The sequence below is a fragment of the Ferrovibrio sp. genome, from assembly GCF_025869515.1.
Classification (GTDB): Bacteria; Pseudomonadota; Alphaproteobacteria; order Ferrovibrionales; family Ferrovibrionaceae; genus Ferrovibrio.
Window position 1 is genome coordinate 1 of record NZ_JAOZVR010000045.1, and the last position, 26,283, is coordinate 26,283.

26 protein-coding genes are annotated in these 26,283 nt (G+C 64.9%); 17 read left to right on the forward strand and 9 right to left on the reverse strand.

What is annotated here, in order from left to right; translation table 11 throughout:
* The 3 genes from OJJ21_RS06450 to OJJ21_RS06460 form a co-directional block, all read left to right on the forward strand.
* Positions 1-379, forward strand: a 379-nt coding sequence (locus OJJ21_RS06450) for an ATP-binding cassette domain-containing protein (RefSeq protein WP_297684320.1), incomplete at its 5' end; no start/stop codon positions are given.
* A gap of 1 nt (position 380) precedes the next feature.
* On the forward strand, positions 381-1,373 hold the full coding sequence (locus tag OJJ21_RS06455) for an MlaD family protein (protein WP_297684322.1): 993 nt from the start codon (positions 381-383) through the stop codon (positions 1,371-1,373).
* Complete coding sequence (locus OJJ21_RS06460) at positions 1,370-2,008, forward strand: ABC-type transport auxiliary lipoprotein family protein (RefSeq protein ID WP_297684324.1); 639 nt, start codon at positions 1,370-1,372, stop codon at positions 2,006-2,008. The genes OJJ21_RS06455 and OJJ21_RS06460 overlap by 4 nt, the downstream gene beginning before the upstream one ends.
* 12 nt (positions 2,009-2,020) lie before the next feature.
* Here the strand turns inward: OJJ21_RS06460 and gpt are convergent, their stop codons facing one another.
* The 5 genes from gpt to OJJ21_RS06485 all read right to left on the reverse strand — a co-directional run bounded on the left by gpt (position 2,021) and on the right by OJJ21_RS06485 (position 7,303).
* Complete coding sequence (gpt, locus tag OJJ21_RS06465; RefSeq protein ID WP_297684326.1) at positions 2,021-2,527, reverse strand: xanthine phosphoribosyltransferase; 507 nt, start codon at positions 2,525-2,527, stop codon at positions 2,021-2,023.
* Positions 2,528-2,545: 18 nt separating this feature from the next.
* Complete coding sequence (locus OJJ21_RS06470) at positions 2,546-3,004, reverse strand: thioesterase family protein (protein ID WP_297684328.1); 459 nt, start codon at positions 3,002-3,004, stop codon at positions 2,546-2,548.
* Between the two features lie 195 nt (positions 3,005-3,199).
* Positions 3,200-4,612 carry a benzoyl-CoA 2,3-epoxidase subunit BoxB gene (boxB, locus tag OJJ21_RS06475; RefSeq protein WP_297684330.1) on the reverse strand — a complete coding sequence of 471 codons (1,413 nt, stop codon included), beginning with the start codon at positions 4,610-4,612 and terminating at the stop codon, positions 3,200-3,202.
* A gap of 22 nt (positions 4,613-4,634) precedes the next feature.
* Positions 4,635-6,317: a 2,3-epoxybenzoyl-CoA dihydrolase gene (gene boxC, locus OJJ21_RS06480; protein WP_297684332.1), complete on the reverse strand. Its 1,683-nt coding sequence runs from the start codon at positions 6,315-6,317 to the stop codon at positions 4,635-4,637.
* 83 nt (positions 6,318-6,400) lie between these two features.
* Positions 6,401-7,303, reverse strand: coding sequence for a helix-turn-helix transcriptional regulator (locus OJJ21_RS06485; protein ID WP_297684334.1), 903 nt, complete (start codon positions 7,301-7,303; stop codon positions 6,401-6,403).
* 92 nt (positions 7,304-7,395) lie between these two features.
* Between OJJ21_RS06485 and OJJ21_RS06490 the strand changes: the two genes are divergently transcribed.
* From OJJ21_RS06490 to OJJ21_RS06515, 6 genes are all read left to right on the forward strand, one after another.
* Positions 7,396-7,863: a flavodoxin domain-containing protein gene (locus OJJ21_RS06490; protein WP_297684336.1), complete on the forward strand. Its 468-nt coding sequence runs from the start codon at positions 7,396-7,398 to the stop codon at positions 7,861-7,863.
* A 53-nt stretch (positions 7,864-7,916) separates the two neighbouring features.
* Entirely contained in the window at positions 7,917-9,473 is a 1,557-nt protein-coding gene (locus tag OJJ21_RS06495) for a benzoate-CoA ligase family protein (protein WP_297684338.1), read from the forward strand.
* 10 nt (positions 9,474-9,483) lie between these two features.
* The gene (locus OJJ21_RS06500) at positions 9,484-10,284 is read left to right on the forward strand and encodes an alpha/beta hydrolase (protein ID WP_297684340.1); all 801 of its coding nucleotides are present in this window, start codon (positions 9,484-9,486) and stop codon (positions 10,282-10,284) included.
* Positions 10,285-10,434: 150 nt separating this feature from the next.
* Positions 10,435-11,493: a Fe(3+) ABC transporter substrate-binding protein gene (locus OJJ21_RS06505; RefSeq protein ID WP_297684342.1), complete on the forward strand. Its 1,059-nt coding sequence runs from the start codon at positions 10,435-10,437 to the stop codon at positions 11,491-11,493.
* Between the two features lie 129 nt (positions 11,494-11,622).
* On the forward strand, positions 11,623-12,021 hold the full coding sequence (locus OJJ21_RS06510; protein WP_297684344.1) for a hypothetical protein: 399 nt from the start codon (positions 11,623-11,625) through the stop codon (positions 12,019-12,021).
* Positions 12,022-12,054: 33 nt separating this feature from the next.
* Complete coding sequence (locus tag OJJ21_RS06515; RefSeq protein ID WP_297684346.1) at positions 12,055-12,330, forward strand: hypothetical protein; 276 nt, start codon at positions 12,055-12,057, stop codon at positions 12,328-12,330.
* A gap of 9 nt (positions 12,331-12,339) precedes the next feature.
* Here OJJ21_RS06515 and OJJ21_RS06520 read toward each other — a convergent pair whose 3' ends face one another.
* The 3 genes from OJJ21_RS06520 to OJJ21_RS06530 are packed head-to-tail and all read right to left on the reverse strand — an operon-like array spanning position 12,340 to position 16,999.
* Positions 12,340-13,641, reverse strand: a complete 1,302-nt coding sequence (locus OJJ21_RS06520) for a hypothetical protein (protein WP_297684348.1) — start codon at positions 13,639-13,641, stop codon at positions 12,340-12,342.
* Positions 13,642-13,692: 51 nt separating this feature from the next.
* The gene (locus OJJ21_RS06525; RefSeq protein ID WP_297684423.1) at positions 13,693-15,237 is read right to left on the reverse strand and encodes a tetratricopeptide repeat protein; all 1,545 of its coding nucleotides are present in this window, start codon (positions 15,235-15,237) and stop codon (positions 13,693-13,695) included.
* Between the two features lie 46 nt (positions 15,238-15,283).
* On the reverse strand, positions 15,284-16,999 hold the full coding sequence (locus OJJ21_RS06530) for an iron ABC transporter permease (protein ID WP_297684350.1): 1,716 nt from the start codon (positions 16,997-16,999) through the stop codon (positions 15,284-15,286).
* 122 nt (positions 17,000-17,121) lie between these two features.
* On the opposite strand from OJJ21_RS06530, the gene OJJ21_RS06535 reads away from it, so the two are divergent.
* From OJJ21_RS06535 to OJJ21_RS06550, 4 genes are all read left to right on the forward strand, one after another.
* The gene (locus OJJ21_RS06535; protein ID WP_366092522.1) at positions 17,122-17,385 is read left to right on the forward strand and encodes a hypothetical protein; all 264 of its coding nucleotides are present in this window, start codon (positions 17,122-17,124) and stop codon (positions 17,383-17,385) included.
* Between the two features lie 2 nt (positions 17,386-17,387).
* Positions 17,388-19,196 carry a tetratricopeptide repeat protein gene (locus tag OJJ21_RS06540; protein WP_297684352.1) on the forward strand — a complete coding sequence of 603 codons (1,809 nt, stop codon included), beginning with the start codon at positions 17,388-17,390 and terminating at the stop codon, positions 19,194-19,196.
* Positions 19,196-19,915, forward strand: coding sequence for an NnrU family protein (locus OJJ21_RS06545; RefSeq protein WP_297684354.1), 720 nt, complete (start codon positions 19,196-19,198; stop codon positions 19,913-19,915). The genes OJJ21_RS06540 and OJJ21_RS06545 overlap by 1 nt, the downstream gene beginning before the upstream one ends.
* A 109-nt stretch (positions 19,916-20,024) precedes the next feature.
* On the forward strand, positions 20,025-21,491 hold the full coding sequence (locus tag OJJ21_RS06550) for a PLP-dependent aminotransferase family protein (RefSeq protein WP_297684356.1): 1,467 nt from the start codon (positions 20,025-20,027) through the stop codon (positions 21,489-21,491).
* Here OJJ21_RS06550 and OJJ21_RS06555 read toward each other — a convergent pair.
* Entirely contained in the window at positions 21,464-22,135 is a 672-nt protein-coding gene (locus OJJ21_RS06555; protein ID WP_297684358.1) for a pyridoxamine 5'-phosphate oxidase family protein, read from the reverse strand. The two genes, OJJ21_RS06550 and OJJ21_RS06555, sit on opposite strands and share 28 nt — an antisense overlap.
* A 196-nt stretch (positions 22,136-22,331) precedes the next feature.
* Here OJJ21_RS06555 and OJJ21_RS06560 point away from each other — a divergent pair, with 196 nt between their 5' ends.
* The 4 genes from OJJ21_RS06560 to OJJ21_RS06575 all read left to right on the forward strand — a co-directional run.
* On the forward strand, positions 22,332-22,970 hold the full coding sequence (locus OJJ21_RS06560) for a LysE family translocator (protein ID WP_297684360.1): 639 nt from the start codon (positions 22,332-22,334) through the stop codon (positions 22,968-22,970).
* A 9-nt stretch (positions 22,971-22,979) separates the two neighbouring features.
* The gene (locus OJJ21_RS06565; RefSeq protein WP_297684362.1) at positions 22,980-23,936 is read left to right on the forward strand and encodes a succinylglutamate desuccinylase/aspartoacylase family protein; all 957 of its coding nucleotides are present in this window, start codon (positions 22,980-22,982) and stop codon (positions 23,934-23,936) included.
* Between the two features lie 314 nt (positions 23,937-24,250).
* Positions 24,251-25,870: an ABC transporter substrate-binding protein gene (locus tag OJJ21_RS06570; protein ID WP_297684364.1), complete on the forward strand. Its 1,620-nt coding sequence runs from the start codon at positions 24,251-24,253 to the stop codon at positions 25,868-25,870.
* A 67-nt stretch (positions 25,871-25,937) separates the two neighbouring features.
* Positions 25,938-26,283: ABC transporter permease (locus tag OJJ21_RS06575; RefSeq protein ID WP_297684366.1), on the forward strand; the 346-nt coding region annotated here is incomplete at its 3' end.

A 26,283-nucleotide genomic window follows, 5' to 3' on the forward strand; every position in this document is an offset into this window, starting at 1 on the left:
GATCAACAAGCTGCCCTCGCAGCTGTCTGGCGGCATGCGCAAGCGCGCCGGCCTTGCCCGGGCTCTGGCGCTCGATCCCGAGGTGGTGTTTTTCGACGAACCCACCGCCGGCCTCGATCCCATCGGCGCGGCGGCTTTCGACCAGCTGGTGCGCGACCTGCAGCAGGCGCTGGGCCTGACCGTGTTCATGGTGACGCACGATCTCGACTCGCTGTACGCCATCTGCGACCGTATCGCAGTGCTGGCGGAAAAGAAGGTCCTGCTGACCGGACCGATGGATGTCATGCTGAAAGCCGAGCATCCATGGGTGGTCGAATATTTCCACGGGCCACGGGCCCGCGCCGCCGCCATCACGGCGGCTCTGGACGAGAGGAAGTGACATGGAAACCCGGGCGCATCATCTGCTGATCGGCAGCTTCATGCTGGCCTTTCTGGTCGCCATCGTCGCCTTCGTGCTGTGGCTGGCCAAATCCGAGGTGGACCGCGAGGTCGCGCGCTACAACATCTTCTTCCATGGCTCGGTGGCCGGACTTGGCGTCGGCGGCGATGTGCGTTTCAACGGCATCAAGGTCGGTTCGGTATCGCAGATCCTGATCGATCAGGAAGATACCAGCCGGGTCCGCGTCGTGGCCGAGGTGGATGCCGCCACGCCGATCAAAAGCGACTCGGAAGCCACGCTGCAGCTGCAGGGCATCACCGGCGTTTCCTTCGTGCAGATTTCACCGGGCAGTCGTGAAGCGCCGCTGCTGCCGGTGGTGGCCGGACGCGACATTTCGAAATATCCGACGATCGGTTCGAAGGCCTCGGCCATCGAGGCGCTGTTCGAGGCGGCGCCCGATCTGGTCACCCGTGCTGCCCAGGTGCTGAGCGACGAGAACCTGCAGAATCTCGGCGGCTTCATCGCCGACCTGCGCACCCTGTCGCAGACCCTGGTGACGCGCCAGGATGCGATTGCCGGCGCGGTCGACAGTTTCAGCAAAACCAGCACCGATATCGCCAAGGCGGCGGCGGCGGCCGAACAGATCGCCGCCAAGCTCGACCGCGTGATGGGCGAGGCCGAGATGACACTGAAAAACACCAACCGGCTGCTGGAGGGCGATGCGACCGCTGCCGCGCAGGATGCGCGCAAGGCGATGGCGCAGCTCAATGAGGTGCTGACCATGGCCACTGTTCTGATGGAAGAAAACCGCGCACCGCTGAATGCCATGACGACCGATGGCTTCGGCGAGTTCCGCCGCCTGATGGCGGAGACGCGCATCCTGGTGGGCAGCCTGGCGCGCGTGGCGCAACGGCTGGAGGACAATCCGAGTGCCGTGCTGTTCGGCAACCGCGACGCCGAATACCGCAACGAAGGGGGAGGACCGCGGCGATGAGCGATACCACCAGACGCAGCCTGCTGCTTGCTGCCGCCGTTTTGCCGCTATCGGCCAGTCTCTCGGCCTGTGGCGGGCTGATCCCGCAGACGCCGCCGTCCAACATCTACAACCTGTCGCCCAAGACCACCTTCCCGGACAGCCTGCCCAGGGTGGACTGGCAGCTGGTGGTGGAGGAACCCTATGCGGCCGGCGGCCTCGACAGCCACAAGATCGCCATCTACACCAACCCGTATGAGGTGAAGTACTACGCCGAGGCGCGCTGGGCCGAGCGGGCGCCGCGCATGGTGCAGACCCTGCTGGTGGAAAGCTTCGAGAATACCGGCAAGATCGTTGCGGTCGGGCGCCAGTCGGTCGGCCTGCGCTCGGATTTCAACCTCAAAAGCGACCTGCGCGAATTCCAGGCGGTGCTGAAGGACGCGCAGGCGGCGCCGGAAGTCATCATCGTGCTGCAGGCCAAGCTGATCGCCCAGCCGCGCCAGCAGATCGTCGCCTCGGCCACCTTCGAGCGCCGCGCCGTGGCAAAGAACGGCAGCATCCTGTCGGTGGTGGAAGCCTTCGACGACGCGCTGGGCAAGGTGCTGCGCGATACCGTGCAGTGGGCGATGACGGCGGCGAAGAAGGAGCCGGCGTAAGGCGAGGCGGGCCTACCGCCCGCCGCGCAGTTCCACGATGGGTTTCGACATCACCGCTTCCATGTCCCAGGGGAACAGGATCCAGGTGTCCTGGCTCACTTCGGTGATGTAGCTGTCGACCATCGGCCGGCCCGAAGGCTTGGCATAGATGGTGGCGAAATGCGCCCGGGGCAGCAGCTGGCGCACCGCCTTGGCGGTGATGCCGGTATCCACCAGGTCGTCGATGATCAGCCAGCCTTCGCCTTCGTCCGGCAGGGCGGCGGTGGCCTCTTTCAGGATGTTCACCTTGGTGCCGCGCTCCAGCTCGTTGTAGGTCGAGCAGGAGATCGTCTCGATCACGCGCACATTGAGTTCGCGGGCGACGATGGCGGCCGGCACCAGGCCGCCGCGGGTGATCGCCACCACGCCCTTGTATATGGTGCCATTGTCGAGCAGGCGCCAGGCCAGCGCCTTGCAATGGCGATGCAGCTCTTCCCAGGAGACCGGGAAGAATTTGGTGTAGCCGTGGCTCTCGGTCATGATGCGCTCGTTCTTATTTCAGGCTTGCGGCGTGGTGGCGCGGCGGTAGGCCTCGATGGGACCGCGGATAGTGTCCGGAATCTCCACCGATTTCAGAATCTTCTCGTCGACGATGCAGGAGACATGCGTGCCGGTGAAGCAGACCTCGCCGGCGGCATTGCGTCCCTTGAAATCGTAGGTGATGGTGGACCGGCTCAGCTTCTCGACCCGCAGTTCCACGGTGAAGGGATCGCCGCCTTTGAGGGCGCGCTGGAAATCCAATTTCGTGCTCACCGTGGGCGAACCGAAGCCGAGCTCCTTGTGCAGGCGCAGGAAGCTGTAGCCGATGACGTCGCGCCAGAAGGCCTCCAGCGTCTCCATCACATAGTCGAGGAACTGGGTGGTGTAGACCATGCCGGCGGGATCGCATTCGCCCCATTGCACGATGCGGGCGGCGGCGAAGGGGCGGTCAGGCGTGTATGGAGATGAATCGGTCATGGGGCCGGATCATACGGAGGACCCCCGCAAAAATGAAGCGCCGCAAAAAGAACGGGCGTCCGGATGGTCCGGACGCCCGATTTGTCTGGGGAGGGAACCCGGTTTCCGGGGCACTTCATAAAATGTCACCCTCGGGGCAGCCCGAGGGTGACGATCTGCAGTGTGGCTGAGATTCCGGAGCGACGGTCTGTGTTTTTATGCCCGGACGTATTCGAAATCGACCGGCTGGTTGTTGATGCCGCGCGCGGGCGGCGCGACCCAGCTGGCGAACTTGCCCGGTTCGGTCACCGGCTTCATCAGGCTGATGACATAGAGCCGGTCCTCGTCGGTCGGCAGCCACTCATGATGCTTCGCGTCCCACTCGGCCTGGCCGATGATGCGGCCATTGGGGTCGACGCGCAGCTCGGAGAACTGGCCGATCTGGCGATGGAAGGCGCGGTGCGGCAGCTTCAGCTCGAAGTCGATGCCATGGCGCTTGATGATCTGGTTCCAGCGCATCACGCCGCGCGCGCAGTCGGCCACATAGTCGTCGCGCAGGCGCTCGTTGAGCGCGGTCAGCGCGGCCTCTTCCTTCTCGCGGAAACCGTCGCCGTCGATTTCCAGCACCTTGTAGGCGGCGTCGGTCAGCTTGTGGTCGTCGCCGATGCGGGTCTCGTCGAAACGGCCCTTGATGCCCATGGTGTAGTAGTTGGCGGCATTGGTCGAGATTTCCGAACCGAACAGATCGACCGACACCGAGAAGTGGAAGTTGAGGTATTTCTGCAGGGTCGGCAGGTCGATGGCGCCATGCTTGCGCACGTCATCGGTCTTGAAGTCGCGCATGATCTCGCAGGTGCGCTGGATCACGCGGCCCACGCCGGTCTCGCCGACGAACATGTGATGCGCTTCCTCGGTCAGCATGAAGCGGCAGGTGCGTGACAGCGGATCGAAGCCGCTTTCGGCAAGAGATGCCAGCTGGAACTTGCCGTCGCGGTCGGTGAAGAAGGTGAACATGTAGAAGCTGAGCCAGTCCGGCGTCTTCTCGTTGAAGGCGCCGAGGATGCGCGGCTTGTCGTCGTCGCCCGAGCGGCGCTGCAGCAGGGCTTCGGCTTCCTCGCGGCCGTCGCGGCCGAAATAGGCATCGAGCAGGTAGACCATGGCCCAGAGATGGCGGCCTTCCTCGACGTTGACCTGGAACAGGTTGCGCAGGTCGTAGAGCGAGGGGCAGGTCTGGCCGAGCAGGCGCTGCTGCTCCACCGAGGCCGGCTCGGTATCGCCCTGGGTGACGATCAGGCGGCGCAGCACGCCGCGGTATTCGCCGGGCACTTCCTGCCAGGCCGCTTCGCCCTTGTGGTCGCCGAAATTCACCTTGCGGTCGGCTTCCGGCTCGGCGAGGAAGATGCCCCAGCGGTAGTCGGGCATCTTCACGTAGCCGAACTGCGCCCAGCCCTGGCTGTCGACGCTGATCGCGGTGCGCAGATAGGCTTCACGGGCCTGGAAACCGGCCGGGCCCATGTCGCTCCACCAGTCGAGGAACTTCGGCTGCCAGTCTTCCAGCGCACGCTGCAGGCGGCGGTTGTCGCTCAGGTTGACGTTGTTGGGAATGAGGGAACTGTAGTCGATGGCCATGGACGTTTCTCCCTGAATTTCGTTAGACGCGTTTGCGGTCGTAGGCGGCGCGCTGACCGGTGCCATAGAGCTTGAGCGCACCCTGGTCGCCGACGGCGTTGGGGCGCTGGAAGATCCAGTTCTGCCACGCGGTCAGACGGCCGAAGATTTTCGTCTCCATGGTCTCCGGACCGCCGAAGCGGAGCGAGGCTTCCATGCCGGTGAGGGCATCGGGCGAGAAGGCGGCGCGTTCCTCAATGGCGATGCGCACTTCGTCTTCCCAGTCGATGTCGTCGGGCGTGAAGGTAACGAGGCCGGCCTCGTCGGCCGCGGCGGCATCGAGGTCGTTGCCGATCTGCTGTTTGATCACCTCGACCTGCGACGGATTGTCGAGATTGCGGCTGGCAATGCGGCTCAGCCCGTTGCCCATCGGATAGGCGCCGAAATTCATCGGCGTCATGCGGATGGTGGCGGGTGGCCGGTTGTCGCCGTCCATCCGGCCGTCCAGCATGTAGGAGCGGTCGGATGCCACCACGAGTTCGAGCAGCGTGCCGGTGAAGCAGGAGCCCGGTTCGATCAGGGCGAAGATCGAGCGCGAGGAAACATCCACGCGCTTGAACACCCGCTTGAGGAACAGGCGGATTTCGCGCACCAGCCAGTGCGCCTTGTGCTGTTCCAGCGCGGCATCGTAGGCGGCGACCAGATCGGCATTGCCCTCGCTGCGGAATACCCACATGCCGACGGTCTCTTCATTGGTGCGCAGATGCAGGATCAGGTCGTCCAGCTCGCGGGCGAAGGCCAGCGACCAGAACTGGTCGCCCTGGGCCTGGATCGCCTCGGCCGTGGCCGGCGGCGCGACCTTCGGGCCATGCACGGTGATCTCGGCGATGCCCTTGGCGCGGTCGATCCTGGCCTCGACATGACTGTAGGCCACGCGGTCGCCCTCGATCCTGCGCTCCAGCTTCGACAGCGCGATACCCTTGGCATCGGCCGGACGGTCGGACTTCGCCGCCATTTCCTGCGCGCGCTCGCGCACGACCTCGTTCAGCCTGGTGCGCGGCACGACTTCATCGACCAGGCGCCAGTCGACGGCGCGCTTGCCCTTGATGCCTTCCTCGATGGTGCAGAAGAAATCGGCGCGGTCGCGGCGCACCATGCGCTTGTCGACCAGGCGGGTGAGGCCGCCGGTGCCGGGCAGCACGGCCAGCAGCGGGACTTCCGGCAGCGACACCGAGGTGTTGCCGTCATCGGCCATGAGGATGTAGTCGGCGGCGAGCGCCAGTTCATAGCCGCCGCCGGCGCAGGGGCCGTTCACCGCGGCGATATAGGTCTGCTTCGACTCGTTGGTGGCATCTTCGATGCCGTTGCGGGTCTCGTTGGTGAATTTGCAGAAATTCACCTTCCAGCCATGCGCCGACTGGTTGAGCATGCGGATGTTGGCACCGGCGCAGAAGATGCGCTCCTTGCCCGAGGTGAGGACGACCGAGCGGATTTCCGGGTGCTCGAAACGCAGGCGCTGGATCGCGTCATGCAGTTCGATATCGACGCCGAGATCGTAGGAATTCAGCTTCAGCTCGTAGCCGGGGCGGAGGCCGCCGTCTTCCTTCACATCCATCGCCAGCGTGGCGACGGCGCCGTCGAAGCTCAGTTTCCAGTGCTTGTACTGGCTGGGCTCGGTGCGGAAATCGACCGGGTGGCTGGCGCCATTGGTCTGGTGTTCGGCCATTGTAATCCTCCCTGACTGCAATGTGCATTATAGTGCAGTATCGGGTCGACGCAAGAATTATCTTGCAGGATTTTGCGGCCCGGCTACTCCGCCGCTTCCCGGGCGAGCCAGGCCGGATGGGCGCGCAGGGCGGCGGCCAGGTCGGCCGCGGCCTGGGAGACCGCCTTGCCGGCGGTATCGAAGCTCATGTCGGCGCGGGCATAGAGGGCTTCACGCTGGGCCAGGATGCGTTTCAGGTCGGCCATGGCTTCGGACTGGCCGGTGATCGGCCGCATGTCGCCCTGGGCGACGACGCGGCCCATATGCTCTTCCGGCGAGGCCTTGAGCCAGATGGTGAAGCAATGCGTCAGCAGGTGCGCATAGGTCGTCGGTTCGGACGGCAGGCTGCCGCCGGTGGCGATCACCTTCGGTGCCGGATCGGCGGTCACGCGTTCCAGCGCGCGGCGCTCGAAGCGGCGATAGGCGGCCTGGCCGTAAAGATCGAAAATCTCGTTCAGGCTGAGACCGGCTTCGATCTCGATTTCCTTGGCCATTTCGACGAATTGTAAGCCAAAAGCGCCGGCGAGCTGCATGCCCAGCGTGGTCTTGCCGGCGCCGCGCAGGCCGATCAGCGCGATATGGCGCTTCACGCCGGGGGCAATGCCGAAGCGGTCGCGCACGAAAGCCTGCAATTCCTGCAGCTGTTCGGGCGACAGGTCCTCGACCTGACGCAGCAGCAGCGCCTGATCGACGCCGAGCGGCGCGCGGTCGCCGAGGAAATCGGTGATCGGCAGATCCATGGCGCGGGCGATCTGGCGCAGCAGCAGGATCGAGATATTGCCGGCGCCGCCTTCCAGCTGGGCCAGATAGCGTTCGGAAACGCCGGAATCCTTTGCCAGAATCTTGCGGCTCATGCCGCGGCGGGCACGGGCATTGCGAACGCGCTCTCCCACCGTCTGCAAAAAGACGGTATCTTCGGGGGCGGTTTTGTCCCGTGTTTCGCTCATGGAATGCATTATAGTGCAATTTCCTCTGGAGCGCCAGCAAACGATGCGTTATAGTTCGGACCCACTACGGTTAAAGCGTTGAGGAGCTTTTCATGCAGGTATCCATTCTGGTCGGCACCATGACGGGGACCGCCGAACTCGTGGCGGGCGACGTCAAGAAGGCCCTGGAAGCCAAGGGCCATGCCGTCGACATCCTGCTGATGGACAATCTGAAGGCCGACGTGTTTCAGCGCCCGGGCGCCTTCCTCATCGTGACCTCGACTTACGGTCAGGGCGATGTGCCGGACAATGCGCGCGATTTCCATACCGACCTGCTGGCAGTGCGGCCCGATCTGAGCGGCAAGTATGTCGGCATCATCGGCCTCGGCGACACGACGTACCAGGATACGTTCAACCACGGCGGCAAGCAGTTCGAGGATGCGCTGCGCAGCCTGAAGGCCAATATGGTCGGCGAGCGCATGCAGCATAATGCCTCGGGCGGCACGCTGCCGGAAGACGACGGCGTGGCCTGGGCGGTGGAGTGGGCCGAACAGGTGGCCCCGCTGGCCAAGGCTGCGTAAACCGTCCGCGTTTCCGGCGGGCGGCGATAAACATAAAAATCCCGGGAGGATTCATGCCGCGCTTTCTCGAGCTGCCGCGGCGGTATAATGCCGCGACCCATTTCGTCGACCGCCATATCGCCGAGGGCCGCGGTACCAAGACCGCCTTCATCGACGACAAGGGTCGTTACACCTATGCCGACCTCGCCGCGCGGGTGAATCGCGCCGGCAACCTGCTGAAGGCCCAGGGCGTGCAGCCGGAACAGCGCGTGCTGCTGGCGCTGCTCGACGGCATCGATTTTCCGGCGCTGTTCTTCGGCGCTATGAAGATCGGCGCCGTGCCGGTGCCGGTGAACACGCTGCTCACCACGCCGGACTACGACTTCATGCTGCGCGACAGCCGCGCCGTGCTGCTGGCGGTGTCGGATGCGCTGATGGAGAAATTCCGTCCGATCGTGTCGGGCCAGCCCCATCTGAAGAATGTGCTGATCTCGGGCCAGGTGCCGCCGACGGTGACGCCGCTGTCGACACTGCTCGACGAACAGTCCGACCAGCTGGAGCCGGCCGCCACCACGCCGGACGATATTGGCTTCTGGCTCTATTCCTCGGGCTCCACCGGCTCGCCCAAGGGCACCATGCACCTGCATGGCGACCTGGTGCATACCGCCGTGCTGTACGGGCAGGAGGTGCTCGGCATCCGGGAAGACGATGTGGTCTTCTCGGCGGCCAAGCTGTTCTTCGCCTATGGCATGGGCAATGCCATGACCTTCCCGCTGCATGTCGGCGCCACCGCGGTGCTGATGGCCGAGCGGCCGACGCCGAATGCTGTGATGAAGCGGCTGAAGGAACACCAGTGCAGCATCTTCTACGGCGTGCCGACGCTGTATGCCGGGATTCTGGCAGATACGGGCATCACCAGGGACAGCGGCTCGGCGAAGCTGCGCCGCTGCGTCTCGGCCGGCGAGGCGCTGCCCGAGGATATCGGCAAGCGCTGGGAAAAGACCTTCGGCGTCGAGATTCTCGATGGCATCGGCTCGACCGAGATGCTGCATATCTTCCTGTCGAACCGGCCGGGCGACGTGCGCTACGGCACCACGGGCGTGGCCGTGCCGGGTTACGACCTGCGCATCGTGGACGAACATGGCAAGGATGCGGAGCAGGGCGCCATCGGCGAACTGCTGGTCAGCGGGCCCTCCTGCGCGGTGGCTTACTGGAATAACCGCAGCAAGAGCCTCGCCACGTTCCACGGGCCGTGGGCGCGCACCGGCGACAAATACCTGCGCACCAACGACGGCTATTACATCTATGCCGGCCGCAGCGACGACATGCTGAAAGTGAGCGGCATCTGGGTCTCGCCCTTCGAGGTCGAGTCCGCGCTGCAGGGGCATCCCAAGGTGCTGGAGGTCGCGGTGGTGGCCCATGCCGATACCGACGACCTGATCAAGCCCAAGGCCTATGTGGTGCTGAAGCCCGGCATCGGCGCCGATGCGGCGCTGGAAGGCGAGTTGAAGGCGTATGTGAAGGAGCGCCTGGCGCCCTATAAATATCCGCGCTGGATCGAGATCGTCGAGGAACTGCCGAAGACCGCGACGGGCAAGATCCAGCGGTTCAAGCTGCGCGACAAGGCATGATTCTGCGGGCATGACGGGCGCGTTGCAGCATATCGACATCCCTGCCGGCCGCATTGAATACCGCTGGGTCGGGCATCGCGGATCTGCCTTGCATGACGCGGCTTTGCCGGTGCTGGTCTTCCTGCATGAAGGCCTCGGCTGCGTCGCGCTGTGGCGCGATTTCCCGGATCAGGTGGCGCGGGCCACCGGCCTGCCGGCGCTGGTCTACAGCCGCATCGGCTACGGCGGCTCCAGCCCTTGCGCGCTGCCGCGACCGCTGACCTACATGCATGAAGAAGGCGAGGCGGTGCTGCCCGCTCTGCTCGCCGCGCTCGGCATCCGGTCGCATATCCTGATCGGTCATTCCGACGGGGCTTCGATCTCGCTGATCTATGCAGGCTCTGCGCAACGGGACGGATTGCTCGGGGTCGCGGTGCTGGCGCCGCACACATTCTGCGAGGAGATTTCGGTTCTTTCGATCCGCGCCGCCGGCAAGGCCTATGCCGAAGGCGACCTGCGCGCCCGGCTGGCGAAATACCACGGCGACAATGTCGACGGCGCCTTCCGCGGCTGGTGCGACGCCTGGCTCGATCCGGCTTTCATGCAGTGGAATATCGAGGGCCATGTCGACCGCATCATGGTGCCGGTGCTGGTGATCCAGGGCGAAGATGACGAATACGGCACGGCCGCGCAGGTCGATAGCATCGCCGGACGTGCGAAGGGCGGGGTGGACACCCTGCTGCTGCCGGACTGCGGCCATTCGCCCCAGCGCGACCAGGCGGCCCGGACCCTGAAAGCGCTCGCCGGTTTCGTCGGCCGCCTGCAAATCTAGTACGGTAAACCGGGAAAAATTTATCGCCCCGTGTCCTGGCGTGATCGTGTTTATGTGAGTTTTACTCTCAGTTGCAGCTTGCGGCGGCGGGTGCTAGTTTGACCATGCAAGTCATTCGCATAAACAAAAATCACGTCTCAGGAGAGCGTCATGCGCCTCGCATCATTCCAGTCTGCCTTGTTTTCCCGCCGCGGCCTGCTGCTCGGCTTCGCTGCCGGCGCGTTCATCGCCCTGCCGCAGCTGGCGATGGCCCAGGACAAGGTGGTCAACCTGTATTCCTCGCGCCACTACGATACCGACGAGGCGCTGTACGAGAACTTCACCAGGCAGACCGGCATCAAGATCAACCGCATCGAAGCGGGCGAGGACCAGCTGCTGCAGCGCATGCGCGCCGAAGGCGACAAGAGCCCGGCCGATGTGCTGATCACCGTGGATGCCGGCCGCCTGTGGCGCGCCCAGCAGAACGGCCTGCTGCAGCCGACCCGGTCGGCGATGCTGGAAAAGGCGATCCCGGCGCATCTGCGCGAGGCCGAGGGCCACTGGTTCGGCTTCTCCAAGCGCGCGCGCATTTTCGTGGTGAACAAGGACAAGGTGAAGTCCGGCGAACTGACCCGCTACGAGGATCTGGCCGATCCGAAATGGAAGGGCCGCCTGCTCATCCGCTCGTCCACCAACGTGTATAACCAGTCGCTGGTCGGCTCGATGATCGCCACGCTGGGCGCACCGGCGACCGAGATCTGGGCCAAACATGTGGTGGCGAATTTCGCCCGCGCGCCCAAGGGCGGCGATACCGACCAGATCAAGGCGGTGGCGGCCGGCGAGGGCGATGTGGCGCTGTCGAACACCTATTACTTCGCCCGCCTGCTCAATTCAGCCAAGCCGGAAGACAAGGCCGTGGTGGCCAGGCTGGCGGTGATCTTCCCCAACCAGGGCGATCGCGGCACGCATGTGAATGTCAGCGGCGCCGGCGTTGCCAAATACGCGCCGAACAAGGCCAATGCAATCCGTTTCCTGGAATACCTCGCCTCGGCCGAAGCGCAGAATTACTTCGCCAAGGGCAATTACGAATTCCCGGTGATCGCCAATGTGCCGCTGCATCCGGTGATCGCGTCCTGGGCCGAGTTCAAGGAAGACCAGATCAATGCCGCCGTCTTCGGCCGCAACAACGAAGACGCGCTCAAGCTGATGGACCGGGCCGGCTGGAAGTAAGGTCCTGCGGATGGAATAACGAAGGGCGGGGGACACCCCGCCCTTTTTTTCGGTATAATCAAATAGTCAGATTCGAAATAGCGCTCTTATAATATTGTTGAGACTCATCTGCAGATGAGGGCGCAAAACATGGCAAAACAGAAACAGATAAAAACATGCAGATGGAAAGGGTGTAATAAACACCCGATTTCAGGTGCATTGCTTTGTGAGATTCATGTAATCCCCTCACCCCCTGATCGATTTCCAGCTTGGATACGGGAATTGCCGTTTGTTATCGGCACCAGCCTCGCAGGTAGTTTGCTTTACGACATGCTGAAGATATTGGCGGATCATGCGAGTTTCAGCGATCCAACTGCTGAAAAAGTGAATGGCATGATGCATAGACTAAAATTGCTCGGCGGCCATGATCTGGTTGCATCTGAAGTTTCTCGCTTCGTTGAAGCAACTCAAGATCCGGGCTTTTCTAAAGATATGGCAAAGATTCTTATGGTCTCGGCGAAATATGAAGCCGAGAGTGATGATGTTTAGCTGAGGCAAATAAACGACGTTGAGGGAAAAGACATGACCCGAACCCTGATCACGCTCGCCGCGCTGCTGTCATTCTCCTTCGGCGGCGGCCTGATCGGCGGCTATGTCGGCGGGCTGCACGCGGCACGCGGCCAGCAGGGCGAGGTGCAGGACCTGCGGGTCGGGCTCGACCGGGTCACAGCCACCACCGTCAACATGGTCGCCGCGTTGGCCACCGATACGGAAATCCTTGCCGGCGACCTCTCGGACCTGAACGGGCGGCTTAACACGCTGTCGGTGCGGGTCAAGGACATGGCGCCGCGCAACTGACGCGGCGGTTCAGTCGCTGGCGTCGAGCTTGCGCAGGGCAGCGGTGACCAGCGCATTGCGCTGATCCATCTGCTGCAGATGCTGGCGCAATATGCCGCGCAGCGACTGTGTATCGCTGACCTCGAGCGGGGTCCAGAAACGGCGACTGGCGCGAAAGAAGCCGACCTCGTCTAGGAAAGATACGCCGAAATAATATGCCTCGGCCGGGCTGGTATAGGGTTCGTCGTCGAAGCTGCCGTCGGGGCGGATCGAAACGCTGAGCGAGCGCGCCACCATGATGGTGAGTTCGGCTGTGGTGCGCGATTTCTGCTCGGCGGTCATGTACGGCCAGGCGCGGCGCAGCAGCCGGGCGACATCATAGGCGTGATGGTTGTTCTGCTTGCCCTCGTCGCGCCAGCCATAGGGATAGCGGCTGGTGCGGATGGCAAACAGCGTGTCGGCCAGTTCGCGCATATGCGGTGGATCATCGGGCCGGTAACTGATGGCATGGAAGGTGATGCTGAGGTCGTTGGTTTTTTTCAGCTCGCCATCGACCATGTACCAGGCGCCCCAGAAACCGGTTTCCGGATTCTGTGCCGTATTGTCGAGAAAGTCCTGCAGCGTGGCGGCCAGTTCCGCCACCGGCGTACCGGTGGGCAGCAGCGCGGCGACTTTCGGCTTGAACAGCAGCTGCGCCAGGCTGGTGATCGCGTAATTGAGTTCCTTGCGGTTGTCGATGCCGGTGGCTTTCACATCGGAAACCAGCAGGCTTTGTAGATAGGCACGCATCTTTTCCGGCGTGTTGACCGGCTCGAAGAACTGCAGCGGATAGTCCGGCACCTTGCCGGCCTCGACCAGTTCCTTCAGCGGATCGACGCTGGCATCCAGGCGCAGATACCACGCCTTGTAGCAGCCGCCCCAACTGCCATCCGCGGGCGACTGGTCATAGGCGTGATCCTGATTCGGCCGCGCCAGGCTGGCGCGCAGATCATCGAGCCGGGCGCGCACGCCCTCGGCATTGTTGGTGTAGTTCATCATGTCGCGCGCTTCGCCCATGATCTGGGTCGAGCAGAGTGGTTCCTGGCCGCCGCGATGCAGCTCCATCACCTGTTTGCGCAGGTCCAGCAGTTCGTCGCGGAAGCGGCCGTTCATATCGCGCTTGTAGGGCGATTCCGGAATGTAATTGGGAATGTAGCGATAGTGGATCGGCGTCTGCTGGCTGGCGGTCATGGTCGGCTTTCCGCTCCATTCCGGGGTCAGGGCGGTGATCACAAGGCTGCCGGCCAGCGCCAGGATGAGCGCCAAGGCGCCGACAGCGGCAAGCAGCAACACCGACCCGCGTACTGGCCTCCGCATCGGCCGCCCCGGATCAGGCGCGCCGGATCAGGCACATCGGGCGATGACCATGAAGCATGGCACCGGCTGGCCCATTTCCTCGCGTCCGTGCGTGTCCTCGAAACTCAGCAGGCTGAAGCCGGCCTGTTCCAGCGCGGCTTTCACATAGCTGGCGTCATGCTGGTAGCGTCCGGTCGGGCCGAGGCGATAGCCATCGGCGGCCGTGGCATCAGAAGGTGGGGCATCGGCCGGCATCGCCTCGACGGTGAAGCCGAACACGCCCTGCGGCGCGGTTCTGGCGGCCAGCGCCGTGAAGCTTGGTGTCAGGGCGCCGAAATAGCAGAACACATCGGCGGCAACCGTGACGTCATAGCGATCCGGCGTCGCGGCGAGGAAGGCACCCAGCTCGGCCTCGTGCAGCGCGTCATACGTCTTGCGTTCCTCTGCCTTGGCCAGCATGCCGCCGCTCAGATCCACGCCGACCAGTTTTTTCGCCAGCGGCCGCAGGAAGGGCGCGCAGAGACCGGTGCCGCAGCCGGCATCAAGCACGGCAAGGCCGGTGCGGCCGCCCAGCTGGCCCTGGATGGCGCTGCAGAGCAGTTCCGGCACCTTGTAACCGAGACCGCCGAGCACCTTTTCGAAATCGTTGGCGAAGCGGTCGAAGGTTTCGCGCACGTAAGAATCGCCGGCGCGTTCGGGCACCTGGCCGCCGAGTACGGCGGCCGCCATATGCTGCGCCACCGAGTCATCGGGGAAAGCCGCTTTCCAGCGCGCGGCATAGTCATGCGCCCTGGCCACGTCGCCGGTACGCACCAGGCCGTAGAGCATTTCGCCCATGTGATACTGCAGCATCGTATCCCCGGGCGAGACGGCCAGCGCCCGCGCCGCGATCTCGGCGCCTTCGGCATAGCGGCCGAGTTTGTGCAGCGACAGCGAAATGGCCCGCAGCGCGTCGGGCTGGTCGGGCTGCAGTTTCAGGGCCGCGAAGGCTTCCTCCAGCGCGCCGGGATAATTCTCGCGCGTCGCCAGCAGGCCGGCGAGGTTGACGCGGGCGCCGACATAATCGGGCTGCAGCGCGATGGCGCGGCGATAGCAGTCTTCCGCCTCCTGTAACTGGCCGCTCTCGCGACAGGCATTGCCGAGGCTGAAATGCGCCGGCGCGTAATTCGGATCGAGGCCGATCGCGGTGTGATAGCTGGCGATGGCGGCGGCAACGTCGCCCGACTGCTTGACGGCGACGCCGAGATTGAAATGCAGCAGCGCATAGCCCGGATGGAATTTCAGGCCGTCGCGATAGGCCTGTATCGCCTGGCTGAGCCGGCCGTTGCGCAAATAGGTATTGCCCAGATGCACATGGCCCTCGGGCGATTGCGGCGCCAGGCCGATCACGCGCTTGAAGGCCTGCACCGCCGGCTTGAATTCGTTGCGGGAAGCGTGAATCTGGCCAAGGCGGAACCAGGCTTCGGGATGATTGGGGGTCTTCTTCAGCACGTCCTGCAGCATCTGCTGGGCGTTATCGAGCTGGCCCTGGTTGGCCAGCGTAACAGCGGTCGCCACTGGATCGGTAACGATCCCGGCCTGCTGCATAAGCATGTCGCTCACTGAATTCGCCATATTCTGCCTTGTACTGTGCTGCGGCTTATATCGTATCGGCGGCGCCGGCGCCGGACGAATCACCCGGGCGCGACCGTGCCACCACCTTGTGCAGCCAGATTACGGGAATGAGGCTTACCGCCACAATGATCAGGGAGCCGGTGGAGGCTTCGCCGAGCCGCTCGTCGCTGGCCAGCTGATAGACCCGAACCGCCAGGGTGTCGAAGTCGAAGGGGCGCACGATCATGGTGGCGGGCAGTTCCTTCAGAACATCGACGAAAACGAGCATTGCCGCGGTCAGCAGGCTGCCGCGCAGCAGCGGCGCATGCACCCGCCGGATCACGCCCAGCGGGGTTTCGCCCAGTACCCGGGCGGCCTGATCGAGGCTGGGCCGTATGCGATGCAACCCGCCGTCCACCGCGTTGAAGGCCACGGCCAGGAAGCGCACCAGATAGGCGTAGAACAGGGCCGCCACGGTGCCGCTCAGCAGCAGGCCGGGCGAGGCGCCGAACAGATGGCTGCTCCAGCGGTTGATGACATGGTCGAAAGCGGCCAGCGGCAGCAGCACGCCGATGGCGATCACCGAGCCCGGCACGGCGTAACCCATGGTGGCGAGGCGGATCAGCCAGCTGGCGATGCGGCTCTGCGCGATGCGGTGCATGTAGGCCAGGCCGAGCGCCACCACGATCAGGATCACGGCGGACAGGCCGGCGAGGATGAAGCTGTTGGCGGTGAAGCCGGCCAGGCGGCCGAAGCTGAAGCCGTCGCCCTCGGTGAGCGCCAGATGCAGCAGCCAGCCGCCGGGCAGCAGGAAGCCGAGCAGGATCGGCAGCAGGCAGGCCAGGATGGCGAGCGCCGCCTGCAGCGGCGGCAGCGGGCGCAGCGGCAGCGGCCGGGTGCGCGCCGAGGTGTGGTGAAAGCGCTTGGCCTGCCGGCTGGCGCGTTCCAGCATCACGGCGGCGAGTACGAAGATCAGCAGGATGGCGGCGAGCTGGGCGGCGGCGGTGACATCGCCCATGCCGAACCAGGTGCGGTAGATCGCGGTGGTGAAGGTGGGCACGCCGAGCCAGCTGACGGCGCCGAAATCGGCCAGCGTTTCCATCAGCACCAGCGCCACGCCGCCGGCGATCATCGGCCGCGCCAGCGGCAGGGCGATGCGGCGGAAGCGCGTCCACGGGCCGAGACCGAGCGTGCGGCCGACTTCCAGCACGCAGACCGACTGGTCGAGGAAGGCGGCGCGCGCCAGCATGAAGACGTAAGGGTAGAAGCAGAAGACGAACAGCGCGATGGCGCCGTGCACCGAGAGGAAATCCGGGAACCAGTAATCGCCGCGCTGCCAGCCGAACAGGTTGCGCAGGCCGGTCTGCACCGGGCCGGCGAACTGCAGCAGGTCGCTGTAGACGAAAGCGCTGACATAGGCCGGCATCGCCAGCGGCAGGAACAGGCCCCAGGACAGCAGGCGGCGGCCGGGAAATTCCGTCATCGTCACCAGCCAGGCGCAGCCGGTGCCGATCACCATGGCACCCAGCCCGGTGCCGAGCATCAGCAGCACGGTATTGCGAAGCATCTCGGGCAGCACGGTGGAGACCAGATGCTGCCAGACCTCCGGCGCCGGCCGGCCCAGATTGATCAGGATGGCGAAAATCGGCGCCGCAATGACCAGTGCGATCAACGCCGCGAAGGCCAGCCACACCAGGCCCTGGCGGTTGCGCAGGCGCAACAGCGAAGCAATCGGGGCGTGAGGTGCGGCAGTATCGGTCACGTGCCCTGCTTAAGCCATCTGCAAGCCGTTCGCAAATGTCCCCCCATGAGTTGCAGGCATGGCTGGTATTGCTGCCGGGGGGCGGCTTCACCTATGCTGGCCATCGAGAGCAGGAGGGGGCGATGGGCGACACGAGCCGGTTCGTCCGCATGAACCAGGGCAAGCCGTCGGATGCGCAGTTGCGCTATCTGCGTCGTGGCCTGCGTCAGCCCGGCGGCAAACTGCCGCTCTTCGACGAGCATGGCCAGCAGATCAGCCCCCATACCATTGAATCCTGCATCAAGGCGGGCTGGGCCGAACCCTGGTTCGAAAACCCGATCAAGCCCGACTGGCTCGTCTGCAAGCTGACCCCTCTGGGCCGCGGCCTTTTCGATATCAGGCATTGAGCATGCGTTTGAGGTTTTGGTGCCGCGCCAGCCTGCTGGCGGTGTCGGTTTCTGTCCTGGTGCTGCTGGTGCATGCCGAGGGCAATGCCCGGCCGAGCGACCGCTTCTCCGCCCCGGCGGCGCCGGGCGTTGCGCCGGTCGACAGCCTGCCGGCACTGCTGCGGCGGGCCGAAGCCGGCGAGGCCGAGGCGCAGTATCAGGTCGGCCTTGCCTATCAGTTCTCCATCGGCACCGCGCGCAACGATGCGGCCGCGCGGCAATGGTTCGCCAGGGCGGCGGCGCAGGATCATACCCGCGCGCTGGCCAGCCTGGGCTACATGCAGGCGGTGGGCGCCGGCGGTGCGGCCGATCCGGCGGGGGCCGAGCAGTCGCTGCGCCGCGCCGGCGAGCGCGGCGAGGCCACCGCCTGGGCCAACCTGGCCGAGCTGATCCTGGCCGATCGTCCAGGCGAGGCGGCGCAGGCAATGGCCCTGCTGGAGCGTGCGGCGGCGGCCGGCGCAGTGAATGCACGCTACCGGCTGGGGCGGTTCCTGATCGAGGGCGAACTGGTGCCGGCCGACCCGGTGCGCGGCAGGGCGCTGCTGGAACAGGCGGCCGAGGGCGGCAGTCCCTTCGCCGACATCTACCTGGCCTATCTGGTGCTGGAAGCCCAGAACGAGGCCGAGGCGGCGCATGGTTTCGCGCTGGCGCAGCGCGCGGCGGCGGCCGAGCTGCCGGCCGGCGTCAACGAGCTGGGCCGCTATTACATGGCCGGCTTCGGCACGGCGCGCGATCCGAAACGCGCCGCCGCGCTGTTCGCCCGTGCCGGTGAACTGGGTGAAGCGAATGGCTGGTACAATCTCGCCCTGCTGCACAGCACCGACCTCTATGGCCTGTCCGATCCGGCGCAGGCACGGCAGGCGGCCATCAAGGCGGCCGGTCTGGGCCATGTCGCCGCCGCCGACATGGCGGGCAGGATGCTGTTCCGCGGCGAAGGCGGGCCACGCGACCGTCCCGGTGCCCTGCCATACCTGCGCGCCGCCGCCGCGGGCGGTTCGGCCGATGCGCAGAACCTGCTGGCCGGCATACTGTTCAATGGCGATGGCGTGCCGGCCGACCCTAAAGCAGGCATGGACTGGTGGGAAAAGGCTGCCCTGCAGGGCCATGGCGGGGCGGTGAACAATTTTGCCACCTATCTGGCTACCGGCCGGGGCCGGCCGGCCGATCCGGCGCGGGCGCGCCAGCTGCTTGCCGCACAGGCCGAGCAGGGCTATGCGCCGTCGCAATTCCGCTGGGCGCTCTGGCAGGAGCAGGGCTGGCAGGGCACGAAACAGGATCTGCCGGCAGCCATCGGCTGGTTCCGCCGTGCCGCCGAGAACGGCCATGCCGCGGCCGCCTTCAAATATGCCGCCTATCTGGAAGCCGGCGAGGGCGTGGCGGCCGATGTGCCGGCCGCCCGGCGCTGGTATGGCGTCGGGGCCGAGGGCGGCAATGCCGATGCCCAGTTCCAGTTCGCCCGTATGCTGGATGCCGGCGAGGGCGGGCCCGCCGATCCGGCGGCCGGCCGGCGCTGGCTCGAACGGTCGGCCCTGCAGGGCAATCCCGAGGCTCTGTTTGTGCTGGGCGACCTGACCTATCGCGGGGAAGGGCGCCAGGCCGATCCACTGCTGGCCTGGGCCTATCTGCGGCTGGCCGAGGAATTCGGCATGACCGAGGCCGGCGGTAACCGCCGCTACATCGAAAGTCGTTTGCTGCCGGCAGACTTGAACCGCGCCGCAGTCATGGCCCAGGGTCTGGCGACCGCAATCCGGCGCGAAAGGGAGGACGAATAATGCCTGCTTCCGACACAACGCTGGCCGCGCTGGCGCCGCTGGCCATCGCGGCCCTGGCCTGGGTCCTGCTGCATGGCCTGGTGGCCGGCAGGCTGCGGCCTTTGCTGGTCGCCCGGCTCGGATTACCTGCCTACCGGGGGTTGTTTTCGATCATGAGCGCGGTCTTCCTCGGCCTGCTGATCTGGACCTACAGCAAGGCGCCATATGTGGAAGTCTGGCCGGCCACTTCGGCCCTGGCCATGGTGCCGCTGATGGTCATGCCGGTGGCCTGCCTGCTGCTGGTCGGCAGCCTGCGGCCATCCAATCCCACCTCGGCCGGCCCGGACATGCTGGCGCAGGCCAAGGACAAAGAACTCCCCGTCCGCGGTTTCACCAAGATCACCCGGCACCCCATGCTCTGGGCCTTCAGCCTGTGGGCCGGGTCGCACATGATCGCTAATGGCGATCTGGCGCACTGGCTGCTGGCCGGCGCGATCCTGCTGACCGCGCTCAATGGCATGCTGTCGATTGACAGCAAGCGCGCAGCGCAATTTGGCGAACGCTGGCAGCGCTTTACAGAAAAAACCTCAATTATCCCGCTGGTTGCGGTGGCGCAGGGGCGGGTCCGACTGCAGTGGAAGGATATTGGAATTCTGAATATCATAGCTGCAGCAGTCATTTACGGAGCGTTCCTGTGGGGACATGCGATCCTGTTCGGCGTGCCGGCTTTTCACCCCTGATGTCCGTTCCGATGTTTGAGCTAATTCGAAAAATTCAAAATATACATACAATAAAATACAGTAATTACATTATTTTAATAATATTTTATAACCTGAAACATAAGATCTGATGGCGCGGCGGGCGGCAGGGCACTTCATTGGCTGGTTCCGGCCGGCCCGCAGCAAGGACGGCACGCGGGGCGGTCCGGGTCTGCAGGAACAGCTTTACACCGCCATCCGGCGGGCCGTGCTGGGCGGTGAGCTGGCCGGCGGTGAACGGCTGCCCTCCAGCCGGGCGCTGGCGGCGGATCTGGGGCTGGGCCGCAATACGGTGATCGTCGCGATGGAGCGTCTGGTCGCCGAGGGCTACCTGGAAAGCCGGCGCGGCGCCGGGCTGTTCGTCGCCGCCGACATTCCGCCGGAAGGCGTGGCGGCCAATATTGCCCCGGGCGCCCCGGTGCTGTCACGCCGCTCCGGCCGGTTTGCGCCGCTGCACGCGGAAGGCGAGCAGGGTGCCAGCCGCCCCTTCGCCACCGGACCGCTGGCACTGGATGAATTTCCGCTCGATCTGTGGCGGCGCCTGGGCGCCCAGACGCTGCGTCGCGCGGGGCGGCAGCTGCTCGCCGCCGGCCCAGCCCAGGGCCTGCCGGAATTGCGGCAGGTGCTGGCCGGCTACCTGGCCGAGACGCGTGGCGTGGTCTGCTCGCCCGAGACCATCGTGATCGTCTCCGGTGCCCAGCAGGCGCTCGACCTGACCGGCCGGCTGCTGCTCGATCCGGGCGATGCGGTGGCGGTGGAGGATCCCGGCTATGTCGGCCTGCGCGAGGCGCTGGCCGGGATCGGCGCCCGGCTGCATCCGGTGGCGGTCGATGGGCAGGGGTTCGATCCGGCGGCGCTGGCCCGGCTGGACCCGGCCCCCAAGCTGGTGATGCTGACGCCCTCGCACCAGTTCCCGCTGGGCATGACCCTGCCGCTGGCGCGCCGGCTGGCGCTGCTGGCCGAAGCGCGGGCGCGCAGCCTGTGGATCGTCGAGGACGATTACGACTGCGAATTCCGTTACAGCGGCCCGCCGCTGCAGGCCCTGCAGGGTCTCGATGGCGGCGCGCGCGTGCTCTATGTCGGCACCTTCAGCAAGGTGCTGTTCCCCGGTCTGCGGCTCGGCTATGTCGTGCTGCCGGGGCCGCTGGTCGAAGGCTTCCTGCGGCTGAAGGCCACCGCCGATGGTTTCGCCCCGCCGGCCGCGCAGGCCACGCTGGCCGCCTTCATTGCCGAGGGGCATCTGGCGCAGCATGTGCGGCGCATGCGCGTGCTGTATCGCCGGCGCCGCGCCGCCCTGCTGGCGGCACTGGCGAAGCATGCCGCCGACCTGGTCGAGGTCGGCGCCTCCGAGGCCGGCCTGCATCTGGCCGTGACGTTCCGGGATGGCCGCGACGATCGCGCGGCGGCGGCGGCGGCGCAGGCTGCGGGCCTGAGCGTGACGCCGCTGTCGCGTTACGCCATCGCCCGGCCGGTCAGCGGCCTGGTGCTCGGCTTCGCGGCATTTCCGGAAGCCGAGCTGGAGGCGGCGGTTCAGCTCTTGGTGAAAGCCCTGAGGTAACCGGGCAGTGCAATGCCGGCTTTCATCTGCGGATCGGGCACCGGCGCATCGAAACCCTGCGTGAAGGGCATCACCCCGGTCCAGACCGGAATCTCCATGTCTTCCGGATCGTCTTTCGGCGGGCCGCTGCGGATTTTCACGGCCGCCTCGGTCAGCGGCATACGCAACACCATGGTGGCCTTGAATTCCTGCTTGTTGGGGCCGCGGATTTCGGCCCAGCGGCCCGGCGCGATCCGCTGGGTGAAGGCTTCCAGCGCCGCCAGTTTGTGATCGTCGGGCACCGCCTCGAACTGGCCGAAGGCGACCACGGACCGGTAATTCATCGAATGATTGAACGAGGTGCGGGCGAAGACCAGCCCGTCCAGCAGGGTGATGGCGACGCAGGCCGGTATGCCGGTGGCCAGGGTCATCGCCATGCGGCTTTTGGTCGATCCATGGATATAAAGATGATCGCCTTCGCGCCAGTAGGCGGTGGGAATCACGATGGGCCTGTCCCTGTCGGTGAAGGCGATATGGCAGACATAGCCGGCGTCCAGCACCCCATGCAGGGTGGCGGTATCATAATGCCCGCGCTTGGGCATGCGCTTCACGCGGGTGCGGGCGCTGGCGGGTTTGGCAGGGGCCGGGGTCATCGGGGCATTCATGGGCAACTCCTTGTCACCCAAGCGGATATCCAGATTCAGGACCCAGAAAAAGCGCCAGTTACGCTAAAAACAATAGGTCCAGTATATCGCCGTCGCAGTTTGCGCCGCCGCTGGCGGCATGCTACAGGCGGATGGTTTTTGCAGGCCCGCCCCGACAGGCAGGCCTTTGATCAGTCAGGCTTTCGGAGTCAATGCGGTGTGGGACATCCTGCTGATGCTGGGCAAGGGCCTTGTGGCGGGATTCATCATCGCCGCGCCGGTGGGGCCGGTGGGGGTGCTGTGCGTGCAGCGGACCCTGCACCAGGGCCGCGTCGCCGGGCTGATGTCCGGTCTGGGCGCGGCGATCGCCGACGCCGCCTATGGCTGCATTGCTGCCTTCGGCCTCAGCCTGATTTCCGGCTGGCTGCAGGCGCATGAAATACTGTTTCGCAGCGTCGGCGGCCTGTTCCTGCTGTTCATGGCCTGGCGCATGCTGCGCGCGGCCCTGCATCCAGCCCCGGCCGTCGCCGCGACGGGCAGCTATAACGAAAGGCCGATCGCCTGCTTCGTTTCCACCTTCATCCTGACCGCCACCAATCCGATCACCATCGTGGCATTTCTCGGAATCTTCGCCTTTTTCGGCATCGGCTCGTTCGGGCTGTCCAATGAAATGGCGGCCTGGCTGGTGCTCGGCGTTTTCACCGGCTCGTCGATCTGGTGGCTTTCGCTGGCCGGCCTGGCCGGCGCCTTCCGCCAACGGCTTGGCAATGGCGGCATGAAATGGATCAATGGCGCATCCGGGCTGTTGATGCTCGGCTTCGGCGTCTACGGCTTCGGCAGCATTTTACTGAGGTAGAAACCTGTTATGACGGATCAGCATCTGGACCTGCCGCCGATCGAGGTCACGCCGAAAGACCTTTCGAAATATCGCACCGGCAACCGCGGCGTCGACTACGTGCACAGCTTCGAGTCCGGCCGGCCCGGCCCGCATGTGATCGTCAACAGCCTGACCCATGGCAACGAATTCTGCGGCATGGTCGCGGCGACGTATCTGCTGGAGCAGGGCATCCGGCCGCTGCGCGGCAAGCTGACGGTGGCTTTCGCCAATGTCGATGCCTATCACAACTTCGATCCGGCCAAGCCGTTTGAGTCGCGCTATGTCGAGCGCGACTTCAACCGTGTCTGGGATGTCGACACGCTGGAAGGCCCCGATGCCACGGTGGATGTGAAACGCGCCCGCGCGCTGCGGCATATCTATGCCGAGGCCGATGGTCTGCTCGATCTGCATTCGACCTCTTATGCCGTGCCGTCGATGCTGATCTACGAGCCGCATGCCAAGCTGTTGCCCCTGGCGCGCCACCTGCATTCGCCGTTGCATCATGTGATCCTGCCGGGCGTGAAACATCCCGGCCGGCCGCTGATCCAGTACGGCGCCTTCGGCAAGGCCGATGCCAGCCCGCTCGCCATGGTGGTGGAATGCGGCCAGCATTTTGCGCGCAGCAGCGGTGAGATCGCCATTGCCGTCACCATGCGTTTCCTCGATTTCTATGGTCTGATTCCCGCCGATCTTGCGGCGCAATACAAAGCCGATGCCGGCACGCCGAAACGCTACGAGGTGATGGATGTGAAGGTGGCGAAGACCGATCATTTCCGCTTCGCCGCCAATTTCATCGGCTTCGAGGAACTGCCCGGCGGCGCCCTGATCGCCACCGATGGCGACGAGGAGCTGCGCGCACCGCCCGAGGGCTGTACCCTGGTGATGCCGTCGCGCCGTATCGTGAAGGGCAGGGATGTCGTTTCCCTGGCCCGCCGTCTGCAATAAGCCGTCTGCAGTAATTGGGGGCGGTGCAATCGTTGCTGCCGCAAGAGTTGCCAAGACGGCGGCCGCTAAAAATGCGAACCAATCCGCGCGGAATTGGTCCGATTAACCGTGTTGTCTGACCGCCGCATCCATTGCCTTAACGGCAGGCAGCAGGGCGGTTTTTTGGCCATGATGTTTTTACAGTCAGGTGTAGACGTATATACGTCCTCATGCCTATGATCCGCCAGCGCTGCAAGGACCGCGGGGGCGGACTTGTCAGCTTACGGCCTGAAAATACGGGCCGATATCACTGTTGGGAGAAGGAATAGGGGACGATGCAAAGAAGCAAGTTCTTCAAGGCGACGCTGGTCGCAGCGGTTGCCACGGTCGCTTTGCTCGGCGCGCAGCCGAGCACGGCCAAGACTTTCAAATGGGCGAACGACGGCGACGTCAATTCGATGGATCCGTACGCCCGTAACGAAACCTTCCTGCTCAGCTTTAACCTCAACATGTATGAGGGGCTGTTCCGGCGCGACAAGAACCTGAAGCTCGAGCCGGCGCTCGCCACCAAGGTGGAAATGCCGGCGCCGACCGTGTGGCGCTGGACGCTGCGCCAGGGCGTGAAGTTCCAGGGCGGCGAGGCCTTCACGGCCGATGACGTGGTGTTCTCCTACGGCCGCGCGGCCGGCAAGGGTTCGAACGTCGCCGGCAACTTCGTGTCGGTGAAGGAAGTGCGCAAGGTCAGCGACTTCGTCGTCGAGGTCGAGACCAAGTATCCCGACCCGCTGCTGAACGACAAGCTGTCGCAGATCGGCATCATGTCGAAGGTCTGGGCCGAGAAGAACAACGCCCAGTTCACCGCGGATATGACGAAGAACGAAGAGAACTTCGCCACCCGCAATTCCAACGGCACCGGCCCGTTCAAGCTCAAGCTGCGCGAGCCGGACGTGCGCACCATCCTGGAGCCGAATCCGACCTGGTGGGACAAGCCGGAGCATAACCTCACCGAGGTGATCTTCCAGCGCGTCGCCAACGATGCCACCCGCATCGCCGCCCTGCTGTCGGGCGAGGTCGACATGGTCTACACCGTGCCGCCGCAGGACGCGGATCGTATCCGCAAGACCGCGGGTCGCAAGGTGCTCGAGGTGCCGGAAACCCGTATCGTGTTCCTGGGCTTCAACCAGCAGCTCGACGAGCTGCCGGAGACCAGCGTCAAGGGCAAGAACCCGTTCAAGGACAAGAAGGTTCGCGAAGCCTTCTATCGCGCCATCGACGTCGAGGCGATCAAGCGCACCGTCATGCGCAACCAGTCGCGCCCCAGCGCGCTGATGATCGGCACCGGCCTGAACGGTTACGATCAGGCGATGGACGTGCGTCCGAAGTACGATCCGGATATGTCGAAGAAGCTGCTGGCCGAAGCCGGCTATCCGAACGGCTTCGAGACCCGCATGGACTGCCCGAACGACCGCTACGTCAACGACGAAGCGATCTGCCAGGCTGCCGTGGCGATGCTGGCCAAGGTCGGCGTGAAGATCAACCTGGTCGCGCAGACGCGCTCCAAGTACTTCGCCCAGATCCTGCGCACGGCCTCCGACATCGAGAAGTCGCCGCAGATTTCCTTCTACATGCTGGGCTGGTCGCCGGGCGCCACGTACGACGTGCATAACGTCTTCGAGTCGCTGATCCAGACCCCGTCGAAGGCTTCGGGCAAGGGCCTGTTCAATGCCGGCGGCTATTCGAACAAGACGTTCGATGCGCTCGCCGACAAGATCGAGCAGGAAACCGACAAGCCGAAGCGCGACGCGATGATCAAGGAAGCCACCAAGGTCTATCTCGACGACTTCGCCTACATCCCGCTGCATCAGCAGGTCGTGGTCTGGGCAGCCAAGGACAATGTCGATCTTGTCCAGCTCTCGGATAACTACTTCCCGCTGCGCTTCGTGAAGATGAAGTAAGTCAGACACCGGTGACGGGCGGTCCGGACGCACAATCCGGGCCGCCCTCCGTTTCCAGATTGCCCCTATGATCGCGTTTATCATCCGCCGTTTAGTGCAGGCCGCGCTCGTCATGCTTGCGGTGGCCTTCATCGCCTTTGCGATGTTCAATTTCGTCGGCGATCCGGTCGCCATTATTGCCGGCCAGGACCTGCCTGCCGAGCAGCGCGTCGAGCTGCGCAAGAGCCTCGGCCTCGACGACCCCACACCGATCCGCTTCGCCCGCTTCGTCGGCAATGCCGTGCAGGGCAAGTTCGGCATCAGCTACCGCACCATGGAGCCGGTCGGCGGCATGATCCTCGACCGCCTGCCTGCCACGCTCGAACTCAGTTTCATGGCCATGGTCGTCGCGCTCTGCGTCGGGGTCCCGATGG

What these genes read in the sequence shown, in the direction of transcription:
- OJJ21_RS06515 (WP_297684346.1), top strand. Translation starts at nt 12,055, where the DNA reads ATGACCCGAACCCTGATCACGCTCGCCGCGCTGCTGTCATTCTCCTTC.
- OJJ21_RS06555 (WP_297684358.1), bottom strand. Translation starts at nt 22,135, where the DNA reads ATGAATGCCCCGATGACCCCGGCCCCTGCCAAACCCGCCAGCGCCCGC.
- OJJ21_RS06490 (WP_297684336.1), top strand. Translation starts at nt 7,396, where the DNA reads ATGCAGGTATCCATTCTGGTCGGCACCATGACGGGGACCGCCGAACTC.
- OJJ21_RS06525 (WP_297684423.1), bottom strand. Translation starts at nt 15,237, where the DNA reads ATGCTTATGCAGCAGGCCGGGATCGTTACCGATCCAGTGGCGACCGCT.
- OJJ21_RS06540 (WP_297684352.1), top strand. Translation starts at nt 17,388, where the DNA reads ATGCGTTTGAGGTTTTGGTGCCGCGCCAGCCTGCTGGCGGTGTCGGTT.
- OJJ21_RS06535 (WP_366092522.1), top strand. Translation starts at nt 17,122, where the DNA reads ATGGGCGACACGAGCCGGTTCGTCCGCATGAACCAGGGCAAGCCGTCG.
- OJJ21_RS06500 (WP_297684340.1), top strand. Translation starts at nt 9,484, where the DNA reads ATGACGGGCGCGTTGCAGCATATCGACATCCCTGCCGGCCGCATTGAA.
- OJJ21_RS06470 (WP_297684328.1), bottom strand. Translation starts at nt 3,004, where the DNA reads ATGACCGATTCATCTCCATACACGCCTGACCGCCCCTTCGCCGCCGCC.
- OJJ21_RS06545 (WP_297684354.1), top strand. Translation starts at nt 19,196, where the DNA reads ATGCCTGCTTCCGACACAACGCTGGCCGCGCTGGCGCCGCTGGCCATC.
- OJJ21_RS06495 (WP_297684338.1), top strand. Translation starts at nt 7,917, where the DNA reads ATGCCGCGCTTTCTCGAGCTGCCGCGGCGGTATAATGCCGCGACCCAT.
- boxC (WP_297684332.1), bottom strand. Translation starts at nt 6,317, where the DNA reads ATGGCCGAACACCAGACCAATGGCGCCAGCCACCCGGTCGATTTCCGC.
- OJJ21_RS06570 (WP_297684364.1), top strand. Translation starts at nt 24,251, where the DNA reads ATGCAAAGAAGCAAGTTCTTCAAGGCGACGCTGGTCGCAGCGGTTGCC.
- boxB (WP_297684330.1), bottom strand. Translation starts at nt 4,612, where the DNA reads ATGGCCATCGACTACAGTTCCCTCATTCCCAACAACGTCAACCTGAGC.
- OJJ21_RS06550 (WP_297684356.1), top strand. Translation starts at nt 20,025, where the DNA reads ATGGCGCGGCGGGCGGCAGGGCACTTCATTGGCTGGTTCCGGCCGGCC.
- OJJ21_RS06565 (WP_297684362.1), top strand. Translation starts at nt 22,980, where the DNA reads ATGACGGATCAGCATCTGGACCTGCCGCCGATCGAGGTCACGCCGAAA.
- OJJ21_RS06485 (WP_297684334.1), bottom strand. Translation starts at nt 7,303, where the DNA reads ATGAGCGAAACACGGGACAAAACCGCCCCCGAAGATACCGTCTTTTTG.
- OJJ21_RS06455 (WP_297684322.1), top strand. Translation starts at nt 381, where the DNA reads ATGGAAACCCGGGCGCATCATCTGCTGATCGGCAGCTTCATGCTGGCC.
- OJJ21_RS06460 (WP_297684324.1), top strand. Translation starts at nt 1,370, where the DNA reads ATGAGCGATACCACCAGACGCAGCCTGCTGCTTGCTGCCGCCGTTTTG.
- OJJ21_RS06510 (WP_297684344.1), top strand. Translation starts at nt 11,623, where the DNA reads ATGGCAAAACAGAAACAGATAAAAACATGCAGATGGAAAGGGTGTAAT.
- OJJ21_RS06505 (WP_297684342.1), top strand. Translation starts at nt 10,435, where the DNA reads ATGCGCCTCGCATCATTCCAGTCTGCCTTGTTTTCCCGCCGCGGCCTG.
- gpt (WP_297684326.1), bottom strand. Translation starts at nt 2,527, where the DNA reads ATGACCGAGAGCCACGGCTACACCAAATTCTTCCCGGTCTCCTGGGAA.